Annotated in this window: 23 protein-coding genes and 1 tRNA gene; 10 read left to right on the plus strand and 14 right to left on the minus strand. The window is 73.7% G+C overall.

The features are described from left to right. Nucleotides 1–17: 17 nt before the first annotated feature. The 3 genes from SXIM_RS06155 to SXIM_RS06165 are packed head-to-tail and all read right to left on the minus strand — an operon-like array spanning nt 18 to nt 2,856. Entirely contained in the window at nt 18–1,253 is a 1,236-nt protein-coding gene (locus SXIM_RS06155) for a bifunctional RNase H/acid phosphatase (protein WP_046723200.1), read from the minus strand. Beyond that, nucleotides 1,250–1,993, minus strand: a complete 744-nt coding sequence (locus SXIM_RS06160; protein ID WP_030726448.1) for a zinc ribbon domain-containing protein — start codon at nt 1,991–1,993, stop codon at nt 1,250–1,252. The genes SXIM_RS06155 and SXIM_RS06160 overlap by 4 nt, the downstream gene beginning before the upstream one ends. Beyond that, a complete protein-coding gene (locus SXIM_RS06165) occupies nt 1,990–2,856 on the minus strand; it encodes a Nif3-like dinuclear metal center hexameric protein (RefSeq protein WP_046723201.1) in 867 nt (288 codons plus the stop codon). Before SXIM_RS06165 ends, SXIM_RS06160 begins: the two co-directional genes overlap by 4 nt. Nucleotides 2,857–3,046: 190 nt before the next feature. Between SXIM_RS06165 and SXIM_RS06170 the strand changes: the two genes are divergently transcribed. The 3 genes from SXIM_RS06170 (at nt 3,047) to SXIM_RS06180 (ending at nt 6,037) form a co-directional block, all read left to right on the plus strand. After that, the gene (locus tag SXIM_RS06170) at nt 3,047–4,192 is read left to right on the plus strand and encodes a hypothetical protein (RefSeq protein ID WP_043176773.1); all 1,146 of its coding nucleotides are present in this window, start codon (nt 3,047–3,049) and stop codon (nt 4,190–4,192) included. Nucleotides 4,193–4,426: 234 nt separating this feature from the next. Continuing rightward, nucleotides 4,427–5,035: a class I SAM-dependent methyltransferase gene (locus SXIM_RS06175; RefSeq protein ID WP_174864356.1), complete on the plus strand. Its 609-nt coding sequence runs from the start codon at nt 4,427–4,429 to the stop codon at nt 5,033–5,035. A gap of 195 nt (nt 5,036–5,230) precedes the next feature. After that, nucleotides 5,231–6,037 (plus strand): DUF5336 domain-containing protein, encoded by an 807-nt coding sequence (locus SXIM_RS06180; RefSeq protein ID WP_030726437.1) that lies wholly within the window; start codon nt 5,231–5,233, stop codon nt 6,035–6,037. Between the two features lie 85 nt (nt 6,038–6,122). Here SXIM_RS06180 and SXIM_RS06185 read toward each other — a convergent pair whose 3' ends face one another. From SXIM_RS06185 to SXIM_RS06195, 3 genes are all read right to left on the minus strand, one after another. Further along, nucleotides 6,123–7,160, minus strand: coding sequence for a prenyltransferase (locus tag SXIM_RS06185; RefSeq protein WP_046725469.1), 1,038 nt, complete (start codon nt 7,158–7,160; stop codon nt 6,123–6,125). A 47-nt stretch (nt 7,161–7,207) separates the two neighbouring features. Then, entirely contained in the window at nt 7,208–7,936 is a 729-nt protein-coding gene (locus tag SXIM_RS06190) for a class I SAM-dependent methyltransferase (protein WP_030726433.1), read from the minus strand. 65 nt (nt 7,937–8,001) lie between these two features. Next, entirely contained in the window at nt 8,002–9,288 is a 1,287-nt protein-coding gene (locus tag SXIM_RS06195) for a glycosyltransferase family 4 protein (RefSeq protein WP_030726430.1), read from the minus strand. A 204-nt stretch (nt 9,289–9,492) separates the two neighbouring features. Between SXIM_RS06195 and SXIM_RS06200 the strand changes: the two genes are divergently transcribed. After that, nucleotides 9,493–10,893 carry an SCO2321 family membrane protein gene (locus tag SXIM_RS06200; RefSeq protein WP_053116098.1) on the plus strand — a complete coding sequence of 467 codons (1,401 nt, stop codon included), beginning with the start codon at nt 9,493–9,495 and terminating at the stop codon, nt 10,891–10,893. Nucleotides 10,894–10,895: 2 nt separating this feature from the next. Next, the gene (locus tag SXIM_RS06205; protein ID WP_030726424.1) at nt 10,896–11,495 is read left to right on the plus strand and encodes an SCO2322 family protein; all 600 of its coding nucleotides are present in this window, start codon (nt 10,896–10,898) and stop codon (nt 11,493–11,495) included. A 24-nt stretch (nt 11,496–11,519) separates the two neighbouring features. Here the strand turns inward: SXIM_RS06205 and SXIM_RS06210 are convergent, their stop codons facing one another. Beyond that, on the minus strand, nt 11,520–12,569 hold the full coding sequence (locus SXIM_RS06210; protein WP_046723205.1) for a zinc-binding dehydrogenase: 1,050 nt from the start codon (nt 12,567–12,569) through the stop codon (nt 11,520–11,522). A gap of 91 nt (nt 12,570–12,660) precedes the next feature. Between SXIM_RS06210 and SXIM_RS06215 the strand changes: the two genes are divergently transcribed. After that, nucleotides 12,661–13,218, plus strand: a complete 558-nt coding sequence (locus tag SXIM_RS06215) for a TetR/AcrR family transcriptional regulator (RefSeq protein ID WP_043176771.1) — start codon at nt 12,661–12,663, stop codon at nt 13,216–13,218. Nucleotides 13,219–13,272: 54 nt separating this feature from the next. Here SXIM_RS06215 and SXIM_RS06220 read toward each other — a convergent pair whose 3' ends face one another. Then, on the minus strand, nt 13,273–14,034 hold the full coding sequence (locus SXIM_RS06220) for a peptidoglycan-binding domain-containing protein (protein WP_148236073.1): 762 nt from the start codon (nt 14,032–14,034) through the stop codon (nt 13,273–13,275). Between the two features lie 428 nt (nt 14,035–14,462). On the opposite strand from SXIM_RS06220, the gene SXIM_RS06225 reads away from it, so the two are divergent. Both SXIM_RS06225 and SXIM_RS06230 read left to right on the plus strand, forming a co-directional pair. Further along, nucleotides 14,463–16,505 carry an MDR family MFS transporter gene (locus tag SXIM_RS06225; protein ID WP_030726414.1) on the plus strand — a complete coding sequence of 681 codons (2,043 nt, stop codon included), beginning with the start codon at nt 14,463–14,465 and terminating at the stop codon, nt 16,503–16,505. A 130-nt stretch (nt 16,506–16,635) separates the two neighbouring features. Then, nucleotides 16,636–17,331, plus strand: coding sequence for an HAD-IA family hydrolase (locus SXIM_RS06230; RefSeq protein WP_046723207.1), 696 nt, complete (start codon nt 16,636–16,638; stop codon nt 17,329–17,331). On the opposite strand, the gene SXIM_RS06235 is transcribed toward SXIM_RS06230, so the two are convergent. Together SXIM_RS06235 and SXIM_RS06240 are read right to left on the minus strand one after the other, a co-directional pair. Beyond that, nucleotides 17,310–17,891 carry a TMEM165/GDT1 family protein gene (locus SXIM_RS06235; protein WP_030726411.1) on the minus strand — a complete coding sequence of 194 codons (582 nt, stop codon included), beginning with the start codon at nt 17,889–17,891 and terminating at the stop codon, nt 17,310–17,312. The genes SXIM_RS06230 and SXIM_RS06235 overlap by 22 nt on opposite strands. Before the next feature lie 224 nt (nt 17,892–18,115). Beyond that, the gene (locus tag SXIM_RS06240) at nt 18,116–18,670 is read right to left on the minus strand and encodes a superoxide dismutase family protein (protein ID WP_078847069.1); all 555 of its coding nucleotides are present in this window, start codon (nt 18,668–18,670) and stop codon (nt 18,116–18,118) included. Nucleotides 18,671–18,968: 298 nt separating this feature from the next. Here SXIM_RS06240 and SXIM_RS06245 point away from each other — a divergent pair, with 298 nt between their 5' ends. Further along, nucleotides 18,969–19,613 carry a DedA family protein gene (locus tag SXIM_RS06245; protein WP_030726407.1) on the plus strand — a complete coding sequence of 215 codons (645 nt, stop codon included), beginning with the start codon at nt 18,969–18,971 and terminating at the stop codon, nt 19,611–19,613. Nucleotides 19,614–19,643: 30 nt separating this feature from the next. On the opposite strand, the gene SXIM_RS06250 is transcribed toward SXIM_RS06245, so the two are convergent. Next, a complete protein-coding gene (locus SXIM_RS06250; RefSeq protein WP_030726404.1) occupies nt 19,644–20,462 on the minus strand; it encodes an SAM-dependent methyltransferase in 819 nt (272 codons plus the stop codon). A gap of 98 nt (nt 20,463–20,560) precedes the next feature. Further along, entirely contained in the window at nt 20,561–21,139 is a 579-nt protein-coding gene (locus SXIM_RS06255; RefSeq protein WP_046723209.1) for a CGNR zinc finger domain-containing protein, read from the minus strand. Nucleotides 21,140–21,209: 70 nt separating this feature from the next. On the opposite strand from SXIM_RS06255, the gene SXIM_RS06260 reads away from it, so the two are divergent. Next, the gene (locus SXIM_RS06260) at nt 21,210–22,370 is read left to right on the plus strand and encodes an MFS transporter (protein WP_046723211.1); all 1,161 of its coding nucleotides are present in this window, start codon (nt 21,210–21,212) and stop codon (nt 22,368–22,370) included. A gap of 85 nt (nt 22,371–22,455) precedes the next feature. On the opposite strand, the gene SXIM_RS06265 is transcribed toward SXIM_RS06260, so the two are convergent. Together SXIM_RS06265 and SXIM_RS06270 are read right to left on the minus strand one after the other, a co-directional pair. Further along, on the minus strand, nt 22,456–22,986 hold the full coding sequence (locus SXIM_RS06265; RefSeq protein ID WP_053116104.1) for a hypothetical protein: 531 nt from the start codon (nt 22,984–22,986) through the stop codon (nt 22,456–22,458). A gap of 102 nt (nt 22,987–23,088) precedes the next feature. Continuing rightward, a tRNA-Val gene (locus SXIM_RS06270) sits at nt 23,089–23,160 on the minus strand. Nucleotides 23,161–23,236: the final 76 nt, after the last annotated feature.

The following is a 23,236-nucleotide window of genomic DNA, read 5'->3' on the forward strand; positions in this document are numbered from 1 at the left end:
CGCCCCGGCCCCCGCGCTCAGCGCCAGGCGGGGGCCGCCGCGTACGGGCCGAGCGGGCCGGCCCCGTCCGCCGTCCGCAGGTGCGCGGTGTCGTTGAACAGCCGCATCGAGGCGTGCCCGTCGTTGTAGTACGTCACCGCGGACAGCGCCGCCGGGGACAGCTCCATCCGGAACATCGCCTCGGTCGGCGCGCCGAGCGCCAGCCGCAGCAGCGACTTGATCGGCGTGACGTGCGAGACGAGCAGCACCGTCCGGCCCGCGTACCGGGCCATGATCTTGTCCCGGGCCAGCGCCGTACGCCGCGCCACGGCCGTGAGGCTCTCTCCGCCGCCGGTGGGTTCGGCCTGGGCCGAGGCGAGCCAGCGCGCCAGGTCCTGCGGGTGCCGCTCGTTCACCTCGGCGAACGTCAGGCCCTCCCAGGCGGCGAAGTCGGTCTCGCGCAGCCCCGCCTCGATCCGCACCTCCAGGCCGAGCCGGTCGGCGACGGCCTGCGCCGTCTGCCGGCAGCGGCGCAGCGGGGAGGCGACGATCGCCTCGATCCGCCGGCCCTCGGGCGCGGCGGCCAGCGCCACCGCCGCCGCCTCGGCCTGCCGCACTCCGGCCGGGGCCAGTTCGGGGTCGGCGTCCCCGGTGCTGCCGCTGCCGCTGAACCGCTTCTCGCGGGTCAGCGCCGTCTCGCCGTGCCGCAGCAGCACGAACGTCGTGCCGGGGCCCTGATCCGCGCCCCAGCCCACGGCCGGGGTGCCGACGGTGACCGCCTCGGGCTGGGTGGGCTCGGGCCGGTCCCGTACGGCGGGTTCGGCGGTCAGTGCCTTCGACTCGGAGGGCTGCCAGCTGCGGCCCTTGGCCGCCGCATCCATCGCCTCGTTCGCCAGCCGGTCGGCGTGCTTGTTGCGCTCACGCGGGATCCACTCGTAACGCACCGCGCCCGAGCGGAAGATGTCGCGGGCCTCGACCGCCAGCGGCCGCATGTCGGGGTGCTTGATCTTCCAGCGGCCCGACATCTGCTCGACGACCAGCTTGGAGTCCATCCGCACCAGGACGGTGGCGGACGGGTCCAGCGCGTGCGCCGCCCGCAGGCCGGCGATCAGCCCCCGGTACTCGGCGACGTTGTTGGTCGCCCTGCCGATCGACTCGGCGGTCTCCGCCAGCACTTCACCGCTGGCGGCGTCCAGCACCAGCGCGCCGTACCCGGCCGGGCCCGGGTTGCCCCGGGACCCGCCGTCCGCCTCCACGATGAAGCGGCGGCTCACAGGCCGGACTCGGGGGTACGGACCAGGATGCGGCTGCAGTTCTCACAGCGCACGACATCGTCGGCGGCGGCGGCCTTCACCTCGTTCACCACCGTGACATCGAGTTCCAGGCGGCAGCCCTCGCAACGCCGCTGGTACAGCCGCGCCGCGCCGACCCCGCCCTGCTTCTCGCGCAGCCGGTCGTACAGCTTCAGCAGGTCGGCGGGCACGCCCTGCGCGATCTGCTCGCGCTGCTTGCGGACGGTGTCCTCCTCGGCGTCGATGACGGACAGCGCCTCGTCGCGGCGCTCGACCAGCTCCGCCTCCCTGGCCTCCAGGTCGGTGACGGCGGTGGCCAGTTCGGCGGCGCGCGCCTCGGCGGCCTCCTGCCGCTCCATGACCTCCAGGACGACGGTCTCCAGGTCGTCCTGGCGGCGGGAGAGCGAGGCGATCTCGCTCTGCAGCCCGGACAGGTCCTTGGGGTTGGTGACCAGGCCGGAGTCCAGCCGCTCCTGGTCGCGGGCGGCCCGCTTGCGCACCTGGTCGACGTCCGCCTCGGCCTTGGCCTGCTCGCGGGCGGTGTCGCTGCTCTCGGTGCGGGCGGCCACCAGCAGCGAGCGCTGCTGGGTCAGTTCGCCCTCCAGGGCGCGGATCTCGGCGTGCTGGGGGAGGTTCTTGCGCTGGTGTGCGAGCTGGGTGAGCCGGACGTCCAGGTCCTGGACGTCGAGCAGCCGGATCTGATCGACGGGCGCGGCTTTCAGTTGGGGGCTCCCGGGGTGGTGTTGGGGTCGGATGATGCGTGCGCGGTCCAGGGGTCCGTGATCCGGTGGGAGACGTGCGTGCGCAGCCCCCAGCCGTGCCGTTCGGAGACCGCGTCCAGTTCGGCGGCGGCCAGCGCGCACCAGGGCCATTCGGTGGCCCAGTGCGCGGCGTCCACCAGGGTCAGCCCGGTGTGCTCACGGGCCTCGGAGGCGGGGTGGTGCCGCAGGTCGGCGGTGACGTAGGCGTCGACGCCGGCCGCCCGGACCGCCGCGAAGAGGCTGTCCCCGCTGCCGCCGCAGACCGCGACCGTACGGATCGGGCGGTCGGGGGCGGCCGGGTCGGCGGCCACGCGGACGCCCTGCGCGGTGGCGGGCAGCCGCTCGGCGGCGTACCGGGCGAACTCGGCGGGGGTCAGCGGCCGGTCGAGCGCGCAGATCCGGCCGAGTCCGCGCCGTCCGGCCGGGTCGGTGGGATCGGGGATCAGGGGCCCGGTGACCCGCAGATCAAGGGCGCCAGCGAGCGCGTCGGAGACGCCCGGGTCGGCGCGATCGGCGTTGGTGTGGGCGACGAACAGCGCCACATCGTGTTTGATCAGCTGGTGGACCACGCGCCCCTTGAAGGTGTCGGCGGCCACCGAAGTGGTACCGCGCAGATACAGGGGGTGGTGGGTGATGAGCAGTTGGGCGCCGCGTTCGATCGCCTCGTCCGCGATCTCCTGGACCGGGTCGACGGCGAACAGTACGCGGGAGACGGGGGCTTGCGGATCGCCGCAGACCAGGCCCGTGGCGTCCCAGTCCTCGGCCAGCGCGGGGGGCCACAGAGCGTCGAGCGCGGAGATGACATCGGAGAGTACGGGCGGCACGCGCTCAGGCTACCCGGCCCCGCGCCCGCCCGGTTTCCGGTGCGGCCCCGGCCCGGCCCGGCCGATGCACACCCCACCCAGGTTGATCTTGCAAACCCCGCTGGGTCACCCTTATGCGTGAAGCGGAGCACGGCGGGTTGTTCGGTCGGCGCGCGAAATCTACCGTCCTGGCCTGGAGGTGAGCGATTTCATGATGTCGATCGCGGCGGACGGATCGTACGCCGCCCGGCTCGTACGGGCCCCGGGCGGGGCGGAAGACGCCTGGTACACGGAACGCTGGACGCTGGACGGTCCCGAACCGTACGCCGTTCCGCTGCCCGCCGGCCAGCCGGAGGAGCCGGACAGCCCGGTGCAGCCGCTCGCGGACGGCCGGGTGCTGATCGCCCGCTACGCGGACGGCCACTATCACCTGGCGCTGCTCTATCCCTCCGGGCCCGAGACCGGCGAACTGCCGCTGGGCGCGCTGGAGTCGTCGGGAGCGCTGCGGCTGCTGCCGCCGGCCCCCGACGGGGCGCGGGTGTACGCGCTGGTGGCGGACGACGCGGCCGGTGAGACGGCGCTGTGGCTGGTGTGCGGCGGGGCGTTCGGTCCCGAGCCGGTGACGCGGGTCCCGGGCCACTGCTCGGGCGGCGCCTGGCTGGACGCGGGCGGCCGGCTGCTGGCCCTGGACCGCACGGACCCGGCGACCGGCCACACCCGCACGGTGACGGTGGACGTGGAGGGCGGCGGGCTCCCGAGCGAGCTGCTGCGGATCACCGAGCACAGCAACGACCGGCTGCTGCTGGCCGACCCGGACAGCGGGCTGCTGATGGTCGTCTCCGACGCCCCGGGCGAGGACCGCATCGGGTGGGGGGTGCTCGGCAGCCGGCTGCCGGTGCGCTTCCCCGAGGCGCTGCACCCGGACGGCGTGGCGATAAGACCCTTCGCCGTGCAGCCCGGGCAGATGCTGACGCCCGAGGCGTGCGCGGTGGCGCTGGAGCTGTCGGCGCCCGAGGTCGGCGTGCGGTGGGTGGCGGTGTGGCGGGCGCAGCAGCGCGAGGTGCAGCCGATAGCGGCGCCGGAGGGCTGGCTGGCGGGCGTCGGGCGGTGGACGGCGGCCGGGGAGCTGCTGCTGCCGTACGCGACGGAGGAGTTGCCGTGGGGCCTGGAGCGGGTGCTGGTGCCGGTCCCCGAGCCGCAGCCGCTGCGGCCCGCGCCGGAGACGGCGGTGCCGTACGTGCCCGGTGGGCAGGAGGCGCCCGCGGGGCACGGGCCGCCGGTGTCCGCGGCGCCGGCGAACCAGGGCGTCACCAAGCCCGTGCCGTTGCACCACTCGCCGCTGGCCCGGACCGACTGATCGGGCGGCCGGGTTCGCACGGCGCGGGGGGTCGGCGGGTCGGTCGGGCGGGTGCTTCCCACGGTCCGGCCGGTCCGTGCCGGGACCCCGGGGCGCGGCTGTCGGCGGGATGGTGCAGCATGGTGGCCACGGACAGCTCGCGGGGGCGGGCAACGGGGACCGTAGGGGGACGATGTGTCCGAAGCCGAGGACACCACGGACATCTTTGACCACGTCCGGCGGGCCAGGGGTTTCATGCCGCTGGACGAGGGCCGGGCGCTGCACGGCGCCGCCGTGGAGGCCGCCCGGACGCTCGGGCTGCCACTGCTGGAGATCGGCAGTTACTGCGGCCGGTCCACCCTGCTGCTCGCGGACGCCGCGCGCGCGGCCGGTACGGTCGCGGTCACCGTGGACCACCACCGCGGCAGCGAGGAACAGCAGCCGGGCGAGGAGTACCACGATCCGGCGACCGCCGACCCGGCGGATCCCGGGCGGATGGACACGCTGCCGCTGTTCCGGCGCACCCTGGCCGAGGCGGGCGTGGAGGAGTACGTGGTGGCCGTCGTCGGCGGCTCGGCCCGGGCGGCGAGTGCCCTGGGCGGGGGCGGCGGCGGACGGTACGGCCTGGTGTTCATCGACGGCGGGCACTCCGAAGCCCAGGCCGTGGAGGACTACGAGAGCTGGGTGCCGCAGCTGGCGGTGGACGGACTGCTGGTCATCCACGACGTGTTCCCCGACCCGGCGGACGGCGGCCAGGCCCCGTACCGGATCTGGCGGCGGGCGGTGGAGTCGGGGGCCTTCGCGGAGGTCTCCGTGTGCCGTTCGCTGCGGGTGCTGCGGCGGACCGTTTCCGACCGCGTCTGAGCAGGTGGAAGGACGTTCCCGGCACGCGATGTTCGGACGCTGTGGGGAAAGTCACGACAACATCACAAGCGTGCCGTCTGGGAAACAGATCAGCCCTCCCCACGGACCGGCGGCGGACTTCATCCGTACGATGGGCCCGCCTAGTGTCTGACCAGACCATGACGACGAGACCGACAAGACGACGAAGGATCTGATGTGAACAACCGCTCACTCACCCGAGGCGACGCTGGAGTGATCGGAGCAGCGGTCCTGCTCTTCATCGCCTCGTTTCTCGACCTGTACGACACGGACGGCGGCGGCAGCTGGAACGGCTGGTCCTCCGACTTCTTTCCGGCGCTGCCCTCGATCTACCTGGCCGGCATCATCGGCGGCGGCCTGATCGTCGGTTCGCGCTTCCTGCCGCAGGCGGACAAGGAGTTCGCCGGGCTGAAGCTGGCCCAGTGGGGCACCGCGCTGTCGGTGACCTCCTTCTGGGCCGCGTTCTGGACCATGACCGGTGGCCCGGAGATGGCCAACAAGGGCGTGGGCTTCGTGCTCGCGTTCATCGCCACCCTGATCCTGGCCGCGCTCGCCATCGCCGCCCCGATGGTGCCCGCCCTCCAGGCTCCGCTGATCCCCGCCGGTGGCCCCAAGGCCCCGCCGTCCGCCTACGGTCAGCCGCAGGCGTACGGCGCGCAGCCCGGTCAGCCCCAGCCCGGTCAGCCGCAGGCCGGTTACGGCTACCCCGGCCCGGGTGCCCAGCAGCCGCCGTACGGTTCGCAGCCCGGTGTGAGCGCCGTGCAGCAGCCGGCCGCCGCCGACCCGAACTTCCAGCCGTTCTGGTTCGCCGTGCCCGCCGCCCGCCCGCTGTACGACGAGAACGGCGCGCCGACCCCGGTCGCCGAGCTGGCGCCCGGTACCTGGTACCTGGCCGTCGAGCAGCGCGGTCAGGCCCTGGTCGCCCAGACCCAGGACGGCCGTCGCGGCGTGCTCCAGGACACCTCCGGGATCCAGCGCGGCTGAGTCGGGCCGTGAGGCCGTAAACAGGTCTGGCAGACGGACACACGAGGGCGGCGGGCCGGCAACGGCCCGCCGCCCTCGGCCGTGTTCAGGACCGGTCGCAGCACTCCTCGGCCTCCAGGCCGCGCGGCAGCCCCGCACCGCCGAAGACTGCCCCGGTGGCCTCGTCCCCGGTCAGCGCGGCCACCGCCAGCAGGACGGAGCCGGCCGTCCACGCGGTGCGTTCGCGCGGCCAGATCGCCTCGTCCGCGTACACGTACCCGGTCCAGTACAGCCCGTCCGGCGCCCGCAGATGTCCGATCCAGCGCAGGACGCGCGCGGCCCGCTCGCTGTCGCCGACCGCCCACAGGGCCAGCGCCAGCTCGGCGCTCTCCCCGCCCGTCACCCACGGGTTGGTGGACACGCAGCGCACGCCGAGCCCTTCGACCACGAACTCCGGCCAGCGGTCCTCGATCCGGGCCCGCCCCGCCGCGCCGCGCAGCGCGCCCGCGAGCACCGGGTAGTACCAGTCCATCGAGTAACTCGACTTGTCGAGAAAGCACTCGGGGTGGTGCCGCAGCGCGTGTCCGAGCCGCCCGGTGGCCAGTTCCCAGTCCGGCTGCGGGTCGTCCCGCAGTTCGGCCAGGGCGAGCGCGCAGCGCAGCGCCTGGTGGATCGAGGAGCAGCCGGTGAGCAGGGCCCCGTCGCAGGCGCTGCCGTCCGGGTCCCGGCGCCAGCCGATCTCGCCTCCCTCGCGCTGGAGTTCCAGCACGAATTCGACGGCCGCGTACACCACGGGCCACATCCGTTCCCGGAACTCCTCGTCCCCGGTGGCGAGATAGTGGTGCAGGACCCCTGCCGCCACGTAGGCGCAGAAGTTGGTCTCCTTGCCCCGGTCGGTGGGCCGGGTGGCGTCGCCGTCGGCGTACGCGGCGTACCAGGAGCCGTCCGGCAACTGGTGGCGGGCGAGCCAGTGGTAGGCGGCGGCGGCGCGGCGGTGGTCGCCGGCCGCGTCCAGGGCCATGGCGGCCTCGATGTGGTCCCAGGGGTCCAGGTGGTGCCCCCGGAACCACGGTATGGCGCCGTCCGCGCGCTGGATCCCGGCGATGGCGGCGGCGGTGACGGCGGCCTGCTCGGCGGTGAACACACCGGGCAGCGCGAGCCGTTGGGTGCCGTGCCCGGTGTCCTTGCCGCTCACGCGCGCACCTGCCGCCGGGGCTTGGTCGCGTACACCACGAAGCTCTTGCCGATGAGCGGGTTGAGCAGGTCCTCGGCGAGCCGGGTCGCCAGCGGCTTCTTCATGATGTCCCACACGAGCAGCTTGTGGTACGCGCGCACCGGCAGCGCCTTGTCGTTGTCCACGCCGAAGGCGCACTTCAGCCACCAGTACGGCGAGTGCAGGGCGTGCGCCCAGTGGCTGCCGTACGGGCGCAGGCCGGCCTCCCGGACGCGGGCGAGCAGTTGGCGCGGCCGGTAGATGCGGATGTGGCCGCCCTCGACCTGGTGGTAGGCGTCGCTGAGCGCCCAGCACACCCGCTCCGGGCCGTACCGGGGCACGGTGACGGCGATCCGGCCGCCCGGCTTGAGCACCCGCACCAGTTCGGCCAGGACGCCCTTGTCGTCGGGGATGTGCTCCATGACCTCGGAGATGATGACGGCGTCGAAGGTGGCGTCGGCGAACGGCAGCGCGAACGCGTCGCCCTCGATGGCGACGGCGCTCGCCGCGGCCGGTGCCTCGCCCGCCTCCCGCATGGCGGCGAGCCAGCCGGCCACCGTGCGGACCTCCTCGCCGTTGCGGTCCAGGGCGACGACGTGGGCGCCGCGCCGGTAACACTCGAAGGCGTGCCGTCCCGCGCCGCAGCCCAGATCCAGGACGCGGTCCCCCGGGGCGATCGGGAAGCGGGTGAAGTCCACGGTCAGCACCGGGCGGCTCCTTCGGCTGTGGTTCTGTGCGATCAATCCCTGATCGGGTCAGGATCGGGACCGGGTCAGGCGGTGACGGCGGCGCGGTAGCGCTCGACCGTCCCGATGGCGGCCTGCCGCCAGGTGAAACGGGCCAGCACGCGCTCGCGTCCCGCGGCGCCGATGCGCGCCCGCAGGTCGCGGTCCGCCAGCAGCCGGCCGAGGGCGGCGGCGAGCGCACCGGCGTCACCGGGCGGTACGGCCAGGCAGGTCTCGCCGTCCGCACCCGCGACCTCGGGGATGGCGCCGCCGGTGGTGGCGACGAGCGGGGTGCCGGTGGCCATGGCCTCGGCGGCGGGCAGCGAGAACCCCTCGTACAGGGAGGGCACGGCGGCGACCTGGGCGCCGCGCACCAGGTCACCGAGTTCGGTGTCGCTGATGCCCTTGACGAACTCGACGGCTCCACTGCCCTCTTCGAAGCCGAAGCGCTCCATGGCGTCGGCCACCGGGCTGCCGGCCGGGGGGCGCGAGCCGACCACCACCAGGTGGGCGGTGGGGTGTTCGGTGCGGACCTTGGCGAGCGCCTCGATGAGGTGGACCAGTCCCTTGAGGGGGACGTCGGCGCTGGAGGTGGTGACGATGCGTCCCGCGATCTCGGGGACGGCCGGGTCGGGGTGGAAGACACGGGTGTCGGCGCCGATGGGCACGACCCGGACCCGGTCGGGGCGGACCCCGAGGTCGTCGATGATCTGCTGCCGGGAGGAGCCGGAGACGGTGACGACGGACGGCAGCCGGCGGGCGACACGTTTCTGCATGCGCGTGAAGCCGTACCAGCGGCGCAGCGACATACGGCGGCCCCGGGTGGGGGCGGCGGCCAGTTCCAGGCGGCGGTCCACCGTGATGGGGTGGTGGATGGTGGTGACCAGTGGCAGGCCGAGACGTTGCGGCAGCCCGAGCAGCCCGTAGCCGAGGGTCTGGTTGTCGTGCACCACGTCGAAGTCGGCGGCGCGGGCGGCGAGGGCGCGGCGGGCGCGCAGCGAGAAGGTGAGCGGCTCGGGGAAGCCGCCGGTGCGCATGGTGGCGACTTCCAGGCGGTCGATCCAGTCCCGGTACTCGTCGCGGCGCGGGCTGCGGAACGGATCGGGCTGCCGGTACAGGTCGAGGCTGGGCAGCGGGGTGAAGGTGACGCCCTCGCCGAGGGAGTCCAGGACGGGGTAGGGCTGGGCGCCCATGACCTCGACCCGGTGGCCGAGCGCGGCGAGTTCACGGGAGAGGTGCCGCACGTACACGCCCTGGCCGCCGCAGAAGGGGTTGCCCTTGTAGGTCAGCAACGCGATGCTCAGTGGGCGGTCCACGCCTGCCTCTGCGGTCACGCCCGGCCCCCTCGGTCAAGCGGCTACTCACGGGTAAGTCACAAGGTTCCGGAGAAACATAGCCTGCCCACCACGAACGGGTCGTAGCCGGGGAAGGTGATGAACACCACGTGCCGGCCCGTGAGTGGGGCGCGGACGTGCGGGAAAGCGGCTGAAACCGGGCGGATAGAGTGGGCCGACCGTCCGCAGAAAGGCATAGCGCAGATGCATCTCCCGCGCCGCGGCGCCCTGGCCCTGGCCGGCGCCGCCGTGATCGCCCTGACCACACCGTGGGGTGCCGTCGCCGCGCCCGCCGCGGACGACGCCCTCCCGGACGCGCTGTTCGGCTCCGCCGACCCGTCGTACGACGGGGTGTGGCGGCAGTCGGTCGCGCTGCTCGCCCAGGACGCGGCGGGTTACACGCCGGCGCCCGAGGCCGTGGAGTGGCTGCTGCAACAGCAGTGCGCGGACGGCTCGTTCCTGTCCTACCGGGCCGATCCGGAGGGCGAGGCGTGCGCCGATGTGACGCTGGCCGACTCCAACGCGACGGCGATGGCGCTCCAGGCGCTGGCCGCGCTCGGCGGCCACGACGAGGCCGTCGCCGGAACGGTGAACTGGCTGACCGGGGTGCAGAACCCGGACGGCGGCTGGAGCTACAACCCGGGCGGCGCCAGCGACGCCAGCTCGACCGCCGTGGTGGTCTCGGCGCTGGCGGCGGCGGGGACGGATCCGGCGCAGGTCGTACGGGGCGACGCGAGCCCGTACGACGCGCTGGCCGGGATGCAGTTGGGCTGCACCGCGCCGGCCGCCGAGCGCGGCGGGTTCGCCTGGCAGCCGGACCCGGACTCGGGCGCGCTGACGGTGAACGACGCGGCGACGGTGGACGTGGTGCTGGCCCTGCAGGGCGCCGGGCTGCTGGTGACACCGAGCACGCCGGCGGAGGGCGTGTCCCCCGGCACCGACACCGCGCCGGTGGCGCTGGAGTGCGACGGCGGCGAACCGGTCGCCGAACTCACCCCGCGGACCGCCGCGTCGGCGGGCGCCGCCTACCTCACCGCACGCCTTGAGGCGGGCGGCCAGCACCTGGTCACGGCCTTCCCCGGCGCGGAGGAGCAGCCGGACTTCGGCTCGACCGCCCGTACGGTGATCGCGCTGGCCGCGGGCGGGCACAGCGAGTCGGCCGAGGCCGTTCTCGACTGGCTGCGCGAGCACCACGGCGGCTGGGCCGACTACGCGACGAACCCGGCGGCGGTGGGCACCCTGGTGCTGGCCGCGCACGCGACGGGCGCGGCCCCGGAGAGCTTCGGCGGGACGGACCTGATCAGCGAGCTGTCGCTGCTCGGCCCGGCCCCGGACGGCGCGGGCATGGCCACCGACCCGGCCTCGTCCACGGAGGACAGCGGCTCCGGCTCGCTGGTGTGGGTGCTGCTGATCGGTCTGGCCATCGGGATCGGCATCGGCGTGGTCATGAGCATGCGGCGCAAGGCCGCGCCCGCCCCTGAGCAGGCGCGGACCGCGACGGCGGAGCCGGACCAGGAGCAGTCCGCCCCCGAGCAGGGGCAGGCCGGGCCGGAGCGTAAGCAGGACAGGCCCGAGTCCCCCGCGCCGAAGAAGGACGAGGAGTAACGGTGCGGCGCGCGCTGGCGCTGTCCGCCGCCCTGCTGCTCCTGCTGTGCCTGCCCGCCAAGGCGTGGGCGGCGAGCTACGCCTACTGGTCGTTCTGGCAGTGGGACGCGGGCTCGGGCAGCTGGGCGTACGCGGCGGAGGGACCGGGCACGGCGCGCGTCGCCGAGGGTGATGTGGTCGGCTTCCACTTCACGACGAGCGAGAACGCGACGGCCGCACCCGCCGCCCCGCGCGGCGCGACCGAGCACGCGGAGATCTGCCCCGGCGATCCGGCCGGGGTGGCGGTGGTCATCGACTTCGGCACGGCGGACGGTGCCCCGGCCGCCCGTACGGCGTGCGCCCCCGACGCGGCAGGAACGACGGCCGCCACCGCCCTGGCGGCGGTGGCCGAGCCGCTGCGCTACGCCTCCAACGGCATGCTGTGCGGCATCACCGGCTACCCGGAGACCGGCTGCGGTGAGGCGGCGCCCGCCGCGAGCGAGGACACCGCGAGCGAGAGCGACGACGGCGCCTCACCGCTGCCGGTGATCGCGGCGCTGTCGGCGGTGGCAGTGCTGGCGGTGGCCGGTCTGTGGCGCGCCCGCCGCCGCGACCGTTCCTGACCCGCGTCCGCGCGCGTACGGACCTCAGGGCCGCATGACGATCTTTCCCACGTGTCCCCTGCGGGAGAGTTCCTCCTGCGCCTGGGCGGCCTGTTCCAGGGTGAAGCTGGCGGCGATGACGGGCTGGACCTCCGCGCGGCGCGCCAGGTCCATGAGGAGGTCGAAGTGCGCGGGCGTGTGCATCGCGGAACCGATGACCTGGGCGTTGTGCAAGTAGAGCCGGCGTACGTCGAAGGCCACTCCGTAGCCACCGAGCGCCCCGGCGATGACCCACCGGCCCCCTTCGCGCAGCAGCGGGAGCCCTTCGGCGACCAGTTCGCCCGCCACGACATCGAGTGCGACGTCGATGCCCTGCGGGGCGGCGGCGCGGAGCTGCGCGGTGATGTCTCCCGCGCGGTCGATGACGTCGTGCGCGCCCGCCTCGCGTACCGCGTCGATCTTGGTTCCGCTGCTGATGGCGATCACCCTGGCGCCGCGCGCGCGGGCGATCTGCACCAGCGCGATGCCCACCCCGCCGGACGCTCCCGAGACCAGTGCGGTGTCGCCCTCGCGCAGCCGGCCTCGCTCGATCATGCCCAGCGCCGTGCCGTAGGCGGTCGGCAACGTCGCGAGCTGCTCGTCCGTGAGCGGGGATTCCGTCACGTCGTGCACCCGCTTCACCGGCGCCGTCACGTACTCGGCGTATCCGCCGTCGCGTTCGCTCCCCATCAGGCCCACCGGGTTGGCGTCCGGCCCCTCGGTGTCGTAGATCGCGGGGTCGAGGACCACCCGGCGCCCCACGAGATCCCGCGGTGCGCCGGTCCCGACGGCCACGACGTGGCCGGCCACGTCGGCGCCCTGGATGCGCGGGAAGTCGATCGGGCCTCGCCAGCCCGACAGCGCCCCGGGGTCGTCCGGGCGGCCGTAGGCACCCTCCCGCGTCCACAGGTCGGTGTTGTTGAGCGCCACCGCGCCGACCCGGACCAGCACCTCCCCTTCCCGCGGGGCGGGGACGGGGACCTCCGTCGGTTCAAGGACCTCCGGCCCTCCGTGCCTGGTGATGCGGACCGCTCGCATGGCATCGGACGCACTCATCGCTTGAACCTCCTCAGGTATACTGATCTGTGAACTTCTCCCACCGTACACCGTTCTGTGAAGGGGGCCCGTCGTGGACGAAACGCGGCCCATGACGCCCGCCGGCCGCCGCATTCTGGCGGCCGCGGAGGAGTTGTTCTACCACCGGGGCATCACGGCGGTCGGGGTGGATCTGATCGCCGAGCACTCCGGCGTGACCAAGCGGACCCTGTACAACCGGTTCGGTTCGAAAGAGCACCTCGTGGCCGCCTACCTCACGGAACGCGACCGGCGCTGGCGGGCTCACGTCCGGGCCGCCGTCGACGCCTGCGACTCTCCGGCCGAGGCCGTCACCGCCCCCTTCGAGGCCCTGCGGACCTGGAGCGGGAGCAACACCCGCGGCTGCGCCTTCATCAACGCGCTGGCGGAGCTTCCGGACCCCTCGCACCCCGCGCACCGCGTCGCCGCGCACCAGAAGCTCTGGCTGCGGGACCTGTTCGCGGAACTCGCCACCGCGGCGGGCTGCTCGCACCCGGACGCCCTCGCCACTCAACTCCTCGTGCTGCACGAGGGCGCCGTCGCCACGCAGCCCCTCGCGCTGGACACCCTTCCGGAGACCGCCGGTCTGGCCCGCGCCCTGGTGCGGGCCGGCACGTCGCCGGGCCGGTAGGGCGCCGTCGGCGGGATGCCGCCGTGCCACCGGTCCGGGCGCGGCACCCAGGCCCTACAGGGCCGTGTGCCGCTCCAGCGACTGGCGCGTGTTCACGCCGTACACCCCCCACTCGTCCCCCTGCACGCCGTACGCCATCTGGAAGCGGGCCACCGCGTCCGCGGTCCGTTCGTCGTACGTGCCGTGCGCCGGTCCGTCGTAGACCCAGCCCAGCTGGAGGAGGCGCTGCTGGAGCTCCACCACCTGCTCCCCGGTATCGCCCTCCCGCAGCACGCCGCCCGGCGGGTCGGGTGAGGGCAGCGGCTCGGAGGGGAGCGTCTCCTCGGGCGGCTCGCCCGGGTTCTCGGGGGCGGGCGGCGGGGCGGGCTCGGCGGGCGGCGACGGTTCGCCTGTCTCGGTGACCGGCGGGGGCTGGGGCACCGGCACGGTGCCGTCGTCCGTGTCCCGGCCGGTGCCGGTGCCGTTCCCGGCGTCCGACTCCGTCCCCGTCCCCGTCCCCGTCGCGGGGGAGGGCGAGGGCGTCGGGCCGGGGCGGGGACCGTACTCCCACCGGTCACCGCCGTCGGGCAGGACACCGCCGTCCGGCAGCGGGTCGCCGTCCGGCAGGGAGATCATCGGGCCGTCCTGGCTCTTCTCCAGGGCCTCGTTGGTGCGGCCCTGCCCGCCCATCAGCGAGGCGGCCAGCGCCGTGCAGCCCACCACCGCCGCCGCCATCGCCCCGCCGGCGGCGGCGACCGCCCGGGTGCGCTGCCTGGGCTTGCGGTGCGCGCCCTGGGCCCGGGTCTCCGGGGTGGCCTGCAGGGGCACCCTCGGCATCGCGCGGCGCTGCTGGGGCGGGGACTCGACCGAAAACAGCGCCACATCGGCCGGATCAGGACCGGTGACGGAGGAGGGTACGGGGCGTGACAGCGAGTGCGTGAGACACCCGCAGGCGGGCTCCCCACTGGGGTCCGCCGGGCGTCCGCATATCAGGCAGTCGGCGTCCTGGGACATCGCGCCACCCTTCCCCCTCGATTGGCAGCGATTATGCACCACCCGTACGAGTGATGCCCGTCTCTCGTTCAACAAGCCAGCACCCGAATTTACGGACAAGATGGTGCAGAACGAATCGAACACCGTAGCTGTCCGTTACAAGCACTCATACGTCCGTGCCCGAAAGGGCAGTCGGCCCCTTCTGTCCCTCCCGCCCCTTCTCCCTCTCTCTCCCCACTCCCCCATCCCCCCGCGAGGAGGCGACGCCCCGTATGACGGCGCAGCCCGCGACACCCGCCGATGCCGGCCCTCCACCGCCGCCCGAGCCGGAGACCCGCTCCCGTGCCGCTCTGTGGCTCTCGCTCGGCACCCTCATGCTCGGGCTGTTCCTCGCGGCCCTGGACCAGACGATCGTGGCCACCGCCCTGCCGACCATCGTCAGCGACCTCGGGGGCCTGAACCACCTCTCCTGGGTGGTCACCGCCTACCTCCTCGCCTCCACCGCCGGTACGCCGCTGTGGGGCAAGCTCGGGGACCAGTGGGGCCGCAAGAAGCTGTTCCAGCTGGCCATCGTGATCTTCCTGATCGGCTCCGCGCTGTGCGGCCTCGCGCAGAACATGGGCGAGCTGATCGCCTTCCGCTTCTTCCAGGGTCTGGGCGGCGGCGGGCTGATCGCCCTGTCGATGGCGATCGTCGGCGACCTCGTACCGCCCCGGGACCGTGGCCGCTACCAGGGCCTGTTCGGCGCCGTCTTCGGCGCCACCAGCGTGCTCGGCCCGCTGCTGGGCGGCTTCTTCGTCGACCGGCTCTCCTGGCGCTGGGTCTTCTACATCAACGTCCCCGTCGGCGCCGTCGCCCTCGTGGTGATCGCCCTCGTGCTGCACCTCCCGGCCCGCCGCAGGCGCCACACCATCGACTACGCGGGTACCTTCCTCGTCGCCGCCGTCGCCACCTGCCTGGTGCTGATCGCCTCGCTCGGCGGCTCCACCTGGGCCTGGGCCTCCTGGCAGATCGCCGGCGTCGCCGTCCTCGGCCTCGTCTGCCTCGCCCTGTTCATCCGGGTCGAGGGGCGCGCCGCCGAACCCGTCCTGCCGCTGTCCCTCTTCCGCATCCGCACCTTCTCGCTGTGCTGCGGCATCGCGTTCATCGTGGGCTTCGCGATGTTCGGCGCGATCACCTACCTGCCCACCTTCCTCCAGGTGGTGAAGGGCATCTCGCCGACCCTCTCAGGGGTCCATCTGCTGCCGATGGTGCTGGGCCTGCTGTTCACCTCGACCCTCTCGGGGCAGCTCATCAGCCACACCGGCCACTGGAGGATCTACCCGATCATCGGCACCGCGGTCACCGCGCTCGGGCTGATCCTGCTCCACAACCTCAGCCCCTCCAGCGGCACCTGGGAGACGAGCCTGTACTTCCTCGTCTTCGGCATGGGCATCGGCGGCGTGCTCCAGGTGATGGTGCTGGCCGTCCAGAACGCCGTGGGGTACGAGAACCTCGGCGTCGGCACCGCCGGGGTGACCTTCTTCCGCTCCATCGGCGCCGCCTTCGGCGTGGCGGTGTTCGGCACCGTCTTCACACGACTGCTCGGCGACAAGCTCAGCGCCGATCTGCGCGGCGTCGCGCCGCCGCCCGGCGTCAGCCGCGACACGCTGCTCCACGACCCGCGCGGCATCGCCCTGCTCCCCGACGGGCTGCGCGTCAACGTCCTGCACTCCTACTCCTCCGCGATCACCAGCGTGTTCCTGTACGCGGTGCCGGTGATGGCGATCGGCTTCGTGCTGGCCTGGCTGCTGCGCGAGGAACCCCTGCGGCGCAGCGTGCAGGCGCCGGACGCGGCACAGACGGTACCGCCGACCCCGGTGGTGCGTTCCTCGCACGACGAGTGCCTGCGCGCGCTGTCCAAGCTCGGCAGTTACGCGGGGCGGCGCGAGGTGTACGAGAAAGTGGCCCGCCGTTCGGGCACCGGCCTGGAACCGGCGGCCTGCTGGCTGCTGCTGCGCATCCACCGCGACGGCCGGGCCGAGCCCGCGCTGCTCGCGGACCGGCACGGGGTCCCGGTCGAGGTCATCACGCGGGCCGCCCGCACCCTGGAGGAGCGCGGCGAGGCGGTGCGGGAGGGCCTGGATCTGCACGCCACGACGCGGGGGCGGGCGACGACCGCCGCGCTGGTGCGGGCCCAGGAGGAGGAACTCGCCTCACTGCTGGGCGACTGGTGGGGTCCGGGCCGCCCGCACGATCTGGAGGTGCTGGTGCGCGAGCTGTCGGCCGAGCTGGGGGCGGCGAACGGCGACTGGCCGGGAGGTGAACACCGATGACGGTACGGGGGGGCTGGCGGTGACCGGGCTCCGTTTTGTATCGTAGAAAAACAAAGTGGTTCCGCCCGCTCCCCGACCTTGCGGGCGGGGCCACTGGGTTTTGTGCTGTCCGCTGTTTGGAGCTCCCGCGATGCCGACCGCCGTACTCACCGCCCGCGCCCTCCTGCTGGACATGGACGGCACCCTGGTGGACTCGGACGCGGTGGTCGAACGGCTGTGGCGGGCCTGGGGCGAGGAGCACGGAGTGCCCTTCGAGCAGGTCCTGCGGGTCGTCCACGGGCGGCAGGGGTACGCCACCATGGCGGAGTTGCTGCCGGAACGCCCGATGGAGCTGAACCACGCGGACAACGCGCGGATGCTCGCCGCCGAGACCAGCGACGTCGAGGGCATCGTGCCGATCCCCGGCGCCCACCGCTTCCTGGCCGCCCTGGAGGCCGGAGCCCTGCCGCACGCCCTGGTCACCTCGGCCGATGTGGCGCTCGCCACCGCCCGGATGACGGCGGCCGGGCTGCGCATCCCGCGGCCCCGGATCACCGCCGAGTCGGTCGGCGCCAGCAAGCCGGACCCGGAGGGCTTCCTCAAGGGCGCCGCCGAACTGGGCATGGCGCCGGCCGACTGCGTCGTCTTCGAGGACTCCGCCGCCGGCATCGCGGCCGGTCTGGCCGCCGGGATGCGCGTGGTGGGGATCGGCCCGCGGGCCGCCGCCCACGGGCCGACCGTGGCCGTACCCACCCTGGAGCACGTGACGGTCGACCCGCTGCCGGGCGGTGAGGGCCTGACCCTCACACTCCTCGTCGAGGACGCTCAGCCGGCGATCGCCTCGTAGAGGCTCCAGGCCGCCAGCACCAGCATCACGCACGCCGCGACCCGCGTGATCAGCCGCATCGGCACCCGCTTGAGCAGCGCCCGGCCGCCCAGGATGCCGATCCCGGCCACCGCGCACAGCGCCGCGAACGCGCCGATGCCCACCGACAGCCAGTCGTCGTACCGGGCCGCCAGGTTGGCGGTCATGATCTGGGTGAGATCGCCGAACTCGGCGACCAGGATGAGCATGAAGCCGGAGCCCGCGACCTTCCAGAAGGACGCGCTCGTGGGCTCCTTGATCTCCTCGTCCTCCTCCGCCTTGCTGCGCAGCAGATAGAGCCCGCCGCCCAGGAACAGCAGGCCGACGACGGCCTGGAGCGGGCGCTGCGGCAGCAGGGTGAGCACCGAACCGGCCGCCACCGCCAGCACCACATGGATGGCGAAGGCGGCGGCGACCCCGGCGAAGACGTAGGAGGCGCGGAAGCGGGTGCCCAGCAGCAGACCGGCGAGCGCGGTCTTGTCGGGCAGTTCGGCAAGGAAGATGACGCCGAAGACCACGGCGGCGGTAGTCAGGGAGAACACGGGGATTCCTCATGAGGGTGGATCGGACGGGCCGACGGCCGTGCCGAGGAATCCGCGGGAGAGCGCACGCTTCGGCACGGCAGCGTCATGGACACTGCTGGCCGAAGGTCTCGCTGGCGGACGCTCACGCGTCCGCTCCGGGCGCCGGGCCCCGAGGGGCCAGTATGTCGACGGTCCGGCGAAGAGCTACTCCCCTTCAGACGCCTCCACTGTACGCGACACCCTCAGTCCGTGAACGCGACCGTGAGGCACGCCACTCTGCCGCCCGCGACCCCGTGGTCCCCGGTGGCGTGCTCGTGCAGCACCAGGGAGTTGGCCTCGCCCGGCCGGAACACCCACGCGTGCCGGGAGACCGCCGTGCCCCGGCCCTGGGAGTCGGCGGTGAAGTCGAGCCACACCTCGTTGCGGGGGTTCGCCGCCCCGGGGTCCTCACCGGGCACGTTCTGGTAGTGCGGACCGGAGTCGGCGGGGTCCTCCCCGCACGGGGACTCGTGCACATGCGCCCCGAAGGTGTGCCCCGGCAGCACCCCGCGCACCTCCAGCTCCACCGTCATCGCGTCGCCCGTCACGCGCTGCACCACCTGGATCCGGGCACCGGCGGGCACCAGGTCCTCGTCGTACGTCAGCGCGTCACGGCCGTCGCTCTCGCCGGGCGGGACGGTGTACCCCCACGCCCGCAGCCAGTGCGCCCCGTCATCCCCGGCGCGTGCCTGCGCGATTCCCGTGCCCGCCAGCGTCAGCACCATCGCGGGGGCCAGCGAGCGCGCCAGCACACGCATCCGCGGCCCCTTCCGCACCCCACTGATCTCCGTGCTCCGCACACCCATGTCCGTTCTCCTCACACGCCGCTGCACATAGCCCCTCACCTGGGGCGTTTCCACACGATGCCCCCTCGGGAGTGGGGCGCCCGCCGTACGCACCCGCGTTCACCGGCTGGATGACGCGGGCGTACGCTGTACGGCGGTACGTGTACGCACGACATGGGGAACGACCGTGCACAGGAATGCGTCACTATCGAGAACATCCAGCGACGAGGACGGCTGACGGCCCAACGGCTGCGCGGGGAGCGGGGAACACGTGTTGGAGACCTTGGGGGTCCTGCTCTACGCCCCGTGGATCTACCTCGTCGTCGTGCTGTTCATCCTGCTCGACGTGTTCGTCCCGGTGCTCCCCAGCGGCGCCGTCGTGGTCACCGCGGCGACCATCGCGGGCGGTACGGCCATGGACGTGGCGGGCCTGCCGGCCCCCAACCCCGGAGCCCATCTGCCGCAGCTGGCCCTGCTGATGCTGTGCGCGGCGACCGCCTCGTTCCTCGGTGATCTGTGCGCCTACCGCCTCGCCCTGCACGGCGGGCGCCGCTTCGACACCGCCATCGCCCGCTCCCGGCGCCTCTCCAGCGCCCAGGTCCGACTCGGCTCGGCGCTGGCCAGGGGCGGCGGTTCGCTGGTCGTCCTGGCGCGCTTCGCCCCGGCCGGGCGGGCGGTGGTCTCGATCGGGGCCGGCGCCACCCGCCGCCGGGCCAAGGACTTCCTGCCGTGGTCGGCGCTGGCCGCCGTGGTGTGGACCTGCTACAGCGTCGGCATCGGCTACCTCGGCGGCCAGATCCTGGGCGCGAGCTGGATCAGCACCGGCCTGTCGCTGGTGGCCCTGGCGGTGGCGGGGGCGGTGGCCGTCCGGCTGCTGCGTCCGGCCCCCGCCCAGCCTGCGCCCGCCACCGCGTAGGCACCGGGCAACACCGCCGCGCGCCGCCGGTCAGGCGAGTCGGCCGACGCCTCCGTACCAGGACACATCGGCGTGGTCGGGCCGCTCCTCCTCGGGCACCTCGGGCCGCCAGTCCGAGACGACCTGCACCCCGGGCTCGATGATCTCCAGCCCTTCGAAGAACTCCGTGAAACGCGCCTTGTCGCGCAGCGTCAGCGGCACGCCCTGCGCCCGGTAGGCGCGCTGGACGCCCATGGCCGCCTCGGGGGCGATGTCGGCGGTGGCGTGCGACAGGATGAAGTGGCTTCCGGAGGGCACGGCGTCACGCAGCGTCCGCACGATCGATTCCGGCTTCTCCTCGTCGCCCACGAAGTGCAGCACGGCGACCGCAAGAACGCCCACCGGCTCGCTGAAATCGATGAGTTCACGGGTGCGCGGGTGATCGAGGACCGCGCGCGGATCGCGGGCGTCGCCCTGGATGACGGCCGTGCGCCGGTCCTGGGCGAGCATGGCACTGCCGTAGACGAGCACGATCGGGTCGTTGTCGACGTAGACGACGTGTGAGGTCGGGTCGTGGCGCTGGGCGACCTGGTGGACGTTCTCGGCGGTCGGCAGCCCGGAGCCGAGATCGATGAACTGCCGTATGCCCGTCTCGCGCACCAGGTACTGGACGGCGCGGCCGAGGAACTTGCGGTTCTCCCGGGCGGCCGTGCGCAGCAGCGGAAAGGCGGTCAGCGCCTTCTCGGCGGCTTCACCGTCCACGGTGTAGTGATCCTTGCCGCCCAGCAGATAGTCGTACATCCGGGCGGCGTGCGGCTGATCCGTGCGCAGGTCCACCGGACCACCCGTCTCGTCGTTGAGCTCTGCCACTCCGGCTCCTCACTCCGTCATCGATTAGTCAACTCCGAGCAGACTAACGGTGCTTGCGCCGCAGGGGTTTGCGGGCCATTCGAAGGAACGGTGAATGCTCACCGCATACGGCGGCGGTGCGCGGCGACCCGCTCGCGGGAGGCGCAGGCCGGGGAGCAGTAACGGCGGGGGCTGCCGGGGCCGGTGCCGAGGAAGAGGGTGCCGCAGCGCGGCGAGGCGCAGGTGCCCCAGGTGGCGCGGCCGTACTCGGTGAGGACCTGCGCCAGGGCGAGGGCGCTGGAGGCGAGGAACCAGTCCGCCCAGCCGGCGTCGTCGCCCCGGTCGACGTGCAGGTGCCAGGGCTGACCGTCGTGCCGGGAGAGGCGGGGGCGGGCACCGCAGTCGGCGAGGAGGCGATTGAGGGCGTGGGCGGCACGGTCGGTGCGCGCGTCGGCACTGATGTCCGGGGCGGGATCGGGATGGGGGTCGGTCAGCACCTCGTCCAGGAGCCGCTGGACAGCGCCGCGCAGAGCGGCGGCGTCGCCCTCGCCGAACGCTTCCCCGGCCACGTCGACGGGCCGTTCCCCGTGCCGTACCAGCAGTTCCGCGAGCGCCTCCCGAGAGAGATCCGGGGTGGCGCGTACGGCGTCGGCGAGATCGATCGCCCGCTGGGCGGGACGGAACTCCTGCTTGACCATGGTCCGAGCGTAACGTCTTATAGCAACTAGCCGCTACAGATGCGTGGTGCAGGGGGAAGGGAGCCGGCGCATGTCCCGTTACCTGACGACGGCCTTCCTGGCACGTATGGCCGAGGAGGGCATGGCGGTGGCGCTCGCCCTGCTGGCGCTGCACCGCACCGGCAGCGCCGCCCAGGGAGCTTTCGTCCTGACGGCCTGGATGGCGCCGCATGTACTCGCCGCGCCCCTGGTGGGCGCGCTGCCGGCCCGCTGGTACGGCGCGGCGCTGGGGATCTTCGCGACGGCCATCGCCACCCTGGCGGCGACCGTGGGGCATGCGCCGCTGCCGCTGACCGCGGCCATCGCGGTGGCGGGCGGCAGTTGCGGCCCCGTGGTGGCCGGCGGCCTGTCCAGTCTGGTCGCCGGGCTCGCCCCCGCCGGCCGGGACCGCACCCGCGCCTACGGCCTGGACGCGACCGTCTACAACGCCGCCTCGGTGGCCGCCCCGGCGGCGGTGGGCGTGCTGACTGCCCTCACCGGCCCGGCCCGGGCCATGCTGGCGCTGGCGGTGTCCGCCGCGACGGCGGCCCTGCTGACGGCGGCCCTGCCGCGGCCCCCGGCCCCCGCCCGCCCGCCCTCGCGTGCCGGAGTGACGGCGGCCATGACAGCGGGTACGACGGCGCTGTGGCGGGTCCCGCAGTTGCGGGCCGTCACGGCGGCCACCTCCCTGGCCTTCCTCGGGGTGGGCGGACTGACCACCACCACCGTGCTGCTCGCCGAGGAGCGGGCGTTCCCCGGCGGCGGCAGCCTGCTGATGACGGTGTTCGCCCTCGGCGCCCTCGCCGGCGCGCTGGCCACCGCCCGGCTGCGCCGCCCCGTACCGCCCGCCCGGCTGGTCACGGTGGCGCTGGCCGGAACCGGAGTGGCCCTGGGCGCGGCGGCGTTGGCGCCGTCGCCGGTGCTCTGCCTGCCGCTGTACGCGTTCGCGGGCCTGTGCGACGGCCCGCTGCTGAGCGCCACCCTCCGCATCCGCGCCGATCACGCCCCGGACCACCTGCGCGCCCAGGTCTTCACCCTGGGCGCGGGGCTGAAGATCACGGCGGCGGCCTGCGGAGCGGCCCTGGTCGGCCTGCTGGCGGCACTCCCGGCCGCACTCCTGCTGATGTGGGCGGCGCTCCTCCACGTGGCCGCCGCCGCCCTCCACACCGGCCTCACCCGTCACACCACCCGGACCGGCAGTACCACGGCCTGAACGGGGCCGACGAGAGATCCTCAGACGTACCCGGCACCGGACGGCACCGCCAGCAGCGCCGGCATCTCCCGTACGTCCGCGCCGTTCACCGTCGCCCCGGCAGCAGGATCAGCCCCGACACCGCGGCCGACAGCCAGCACAGCGGCTGCACTGTCATCGCGTCGAACACGAAGGCGAACAGCCCGCACAGCACCGAGAGCGTCAGCACGACGACGGCGGCGCGCCGTACGACTCCGCCCCCGGCCCACTCACCGCGCAGCGGCCCGGACGGCCGCCACATGATCCACAGCCCCAGGGCGACGGGCACGGTGGCGAACAGCAGGAACGGCAACGGCGGTCGGGGCATGGCGGAGGTGACCGCGCTGTCCGGGCCCGCGAGTTCGACCAGACCCACCACCAGGACAACCGGCCCCACGAGACCGAAGACGCCCGCGACCAGCCGCAGCACCGGAACACCCGCGATCACCGGTACCGGCTGCCGGCCGAGGCCGAACGGCAGGGAGCGCCGCGACATCAGTTCCAGTCGCCGTGCCGCGTCACGGAAGTCCGTGGCGACGATCCAGCCGAACGCGGTCGCCGTCAGTCCCCACATCACCGTGAACAGACCACTGTTCATCGTCCGGCCCGCCCCTTCTCCCCGACGCTGGACACCACGCACCACACACCACGAAGCCCTGCCCCCCACGGGGGGGACAGGGCCGGGTCGATCGCACGGGAGTGGGTGCAGACGGGTTCGAACCGCCGACATCCGCCTTGTAAGGGCGGCGCTCTACCGCTGAGCTATGCACCCGTGGATGTGCAACAGCGTACATGGCCGACCATGGTGGGGTTAGCCATACCCGGCTTCGGCCGGGCAGCAGGATTAC

Origin of the sequence: Streptomyces xiamenensis, from assembly GCF_000993785.3 — a bacterium.
Lineage (GTDB): Bacteria > Actinomycetota > Actinomycetes > Streptomycetales > Streptomycetaceae > Streptomyces > Streptomyces xiamenensis.

Coding starts and splice junctions, on each gene's coding strand:
- SXIM_RS06170 (WP_043176773.1), top strand. CDS start 3,047: ATGATGTCGATCGCGGCGGACGGATCGTACGCCGCCCGGCTCGTACGG.
- SXIM_RS06175 (WP_174864356.1), top strand. CDS start 4,427: ATGCCGCTGGACGAGGGCCGGGCGCTGCACGGCGCCGCCGTGGAGGCC.
- SXIM_RS06200 (WP_053116098.1), top strand. CDS start 9,493: ATGCATCTCCCGCGCCGCGGCGCCCTGGCCCTGGCCGGCGCCGCCGTG.
- SXIM_RS06210 (WP_046723205.1), bottom strand. CDS start 12,569: ATGAGTGCGTCCGATGCCATGCGAGCGGTCCGCATCACCAGGCACGGA.
- SXIM_RS06215 (WP_043176771.1), top strand. CDS start 12,661: ATGACGCCCGCCGGCCGCCGCATTCTGGCGGCCGCGGAGGAGTTGTTC.
- SXIM_RS06220 (WP_148236073.1), bottom strand. CDS start 14,034: ATGCCGAGGGTGCCCCTGCAGGCCACCCCGGAGACCCGGGCCCAGGGC.
- SXIM_RS06225 (WP_030726414.1), top strand. CDS start 14,463: ATGACGGCGCAGCCCGCGACACCCGCCGATGCCGGCCCTCCACCGCCG.
- SXIM_RS06230 (WP_046723207.1), top strand. CDS start 16,636: ATGCCGACCGCCGTACTCACCGCCCGCGCCCTCCTGCTGGACATGGAC.
- SXIM_RS06240 (WP_078847069.1), bottom strand. CDS start 18,670: ATGCGTGTGCTGGCGCGCTCGCTGGCCCCCGCGATGGTGCTGACGCTG.
- SXIM_RS06255 (WP_046723209.1), bottom strand. CDS start 21,139: ATGGTCAAGCAGGAGTTCCGTCCCGCCCAGCGGGCGATCGATCTCGCC.
- SXIM_RS06260 (WP_046723211.1), top strand. CDS start 21,210: ATGTCCCGTTACCTGACGACGGCCTTCCTGGCACGTATGGCCGAGGAG.
- SXIM_RS06265 (WP_053116104.1), bottom strand. CDS start 22,986: ATGAACAGTGGTCTGTTCACGGTGATGTGGGGACTGACGGCGACCGCG.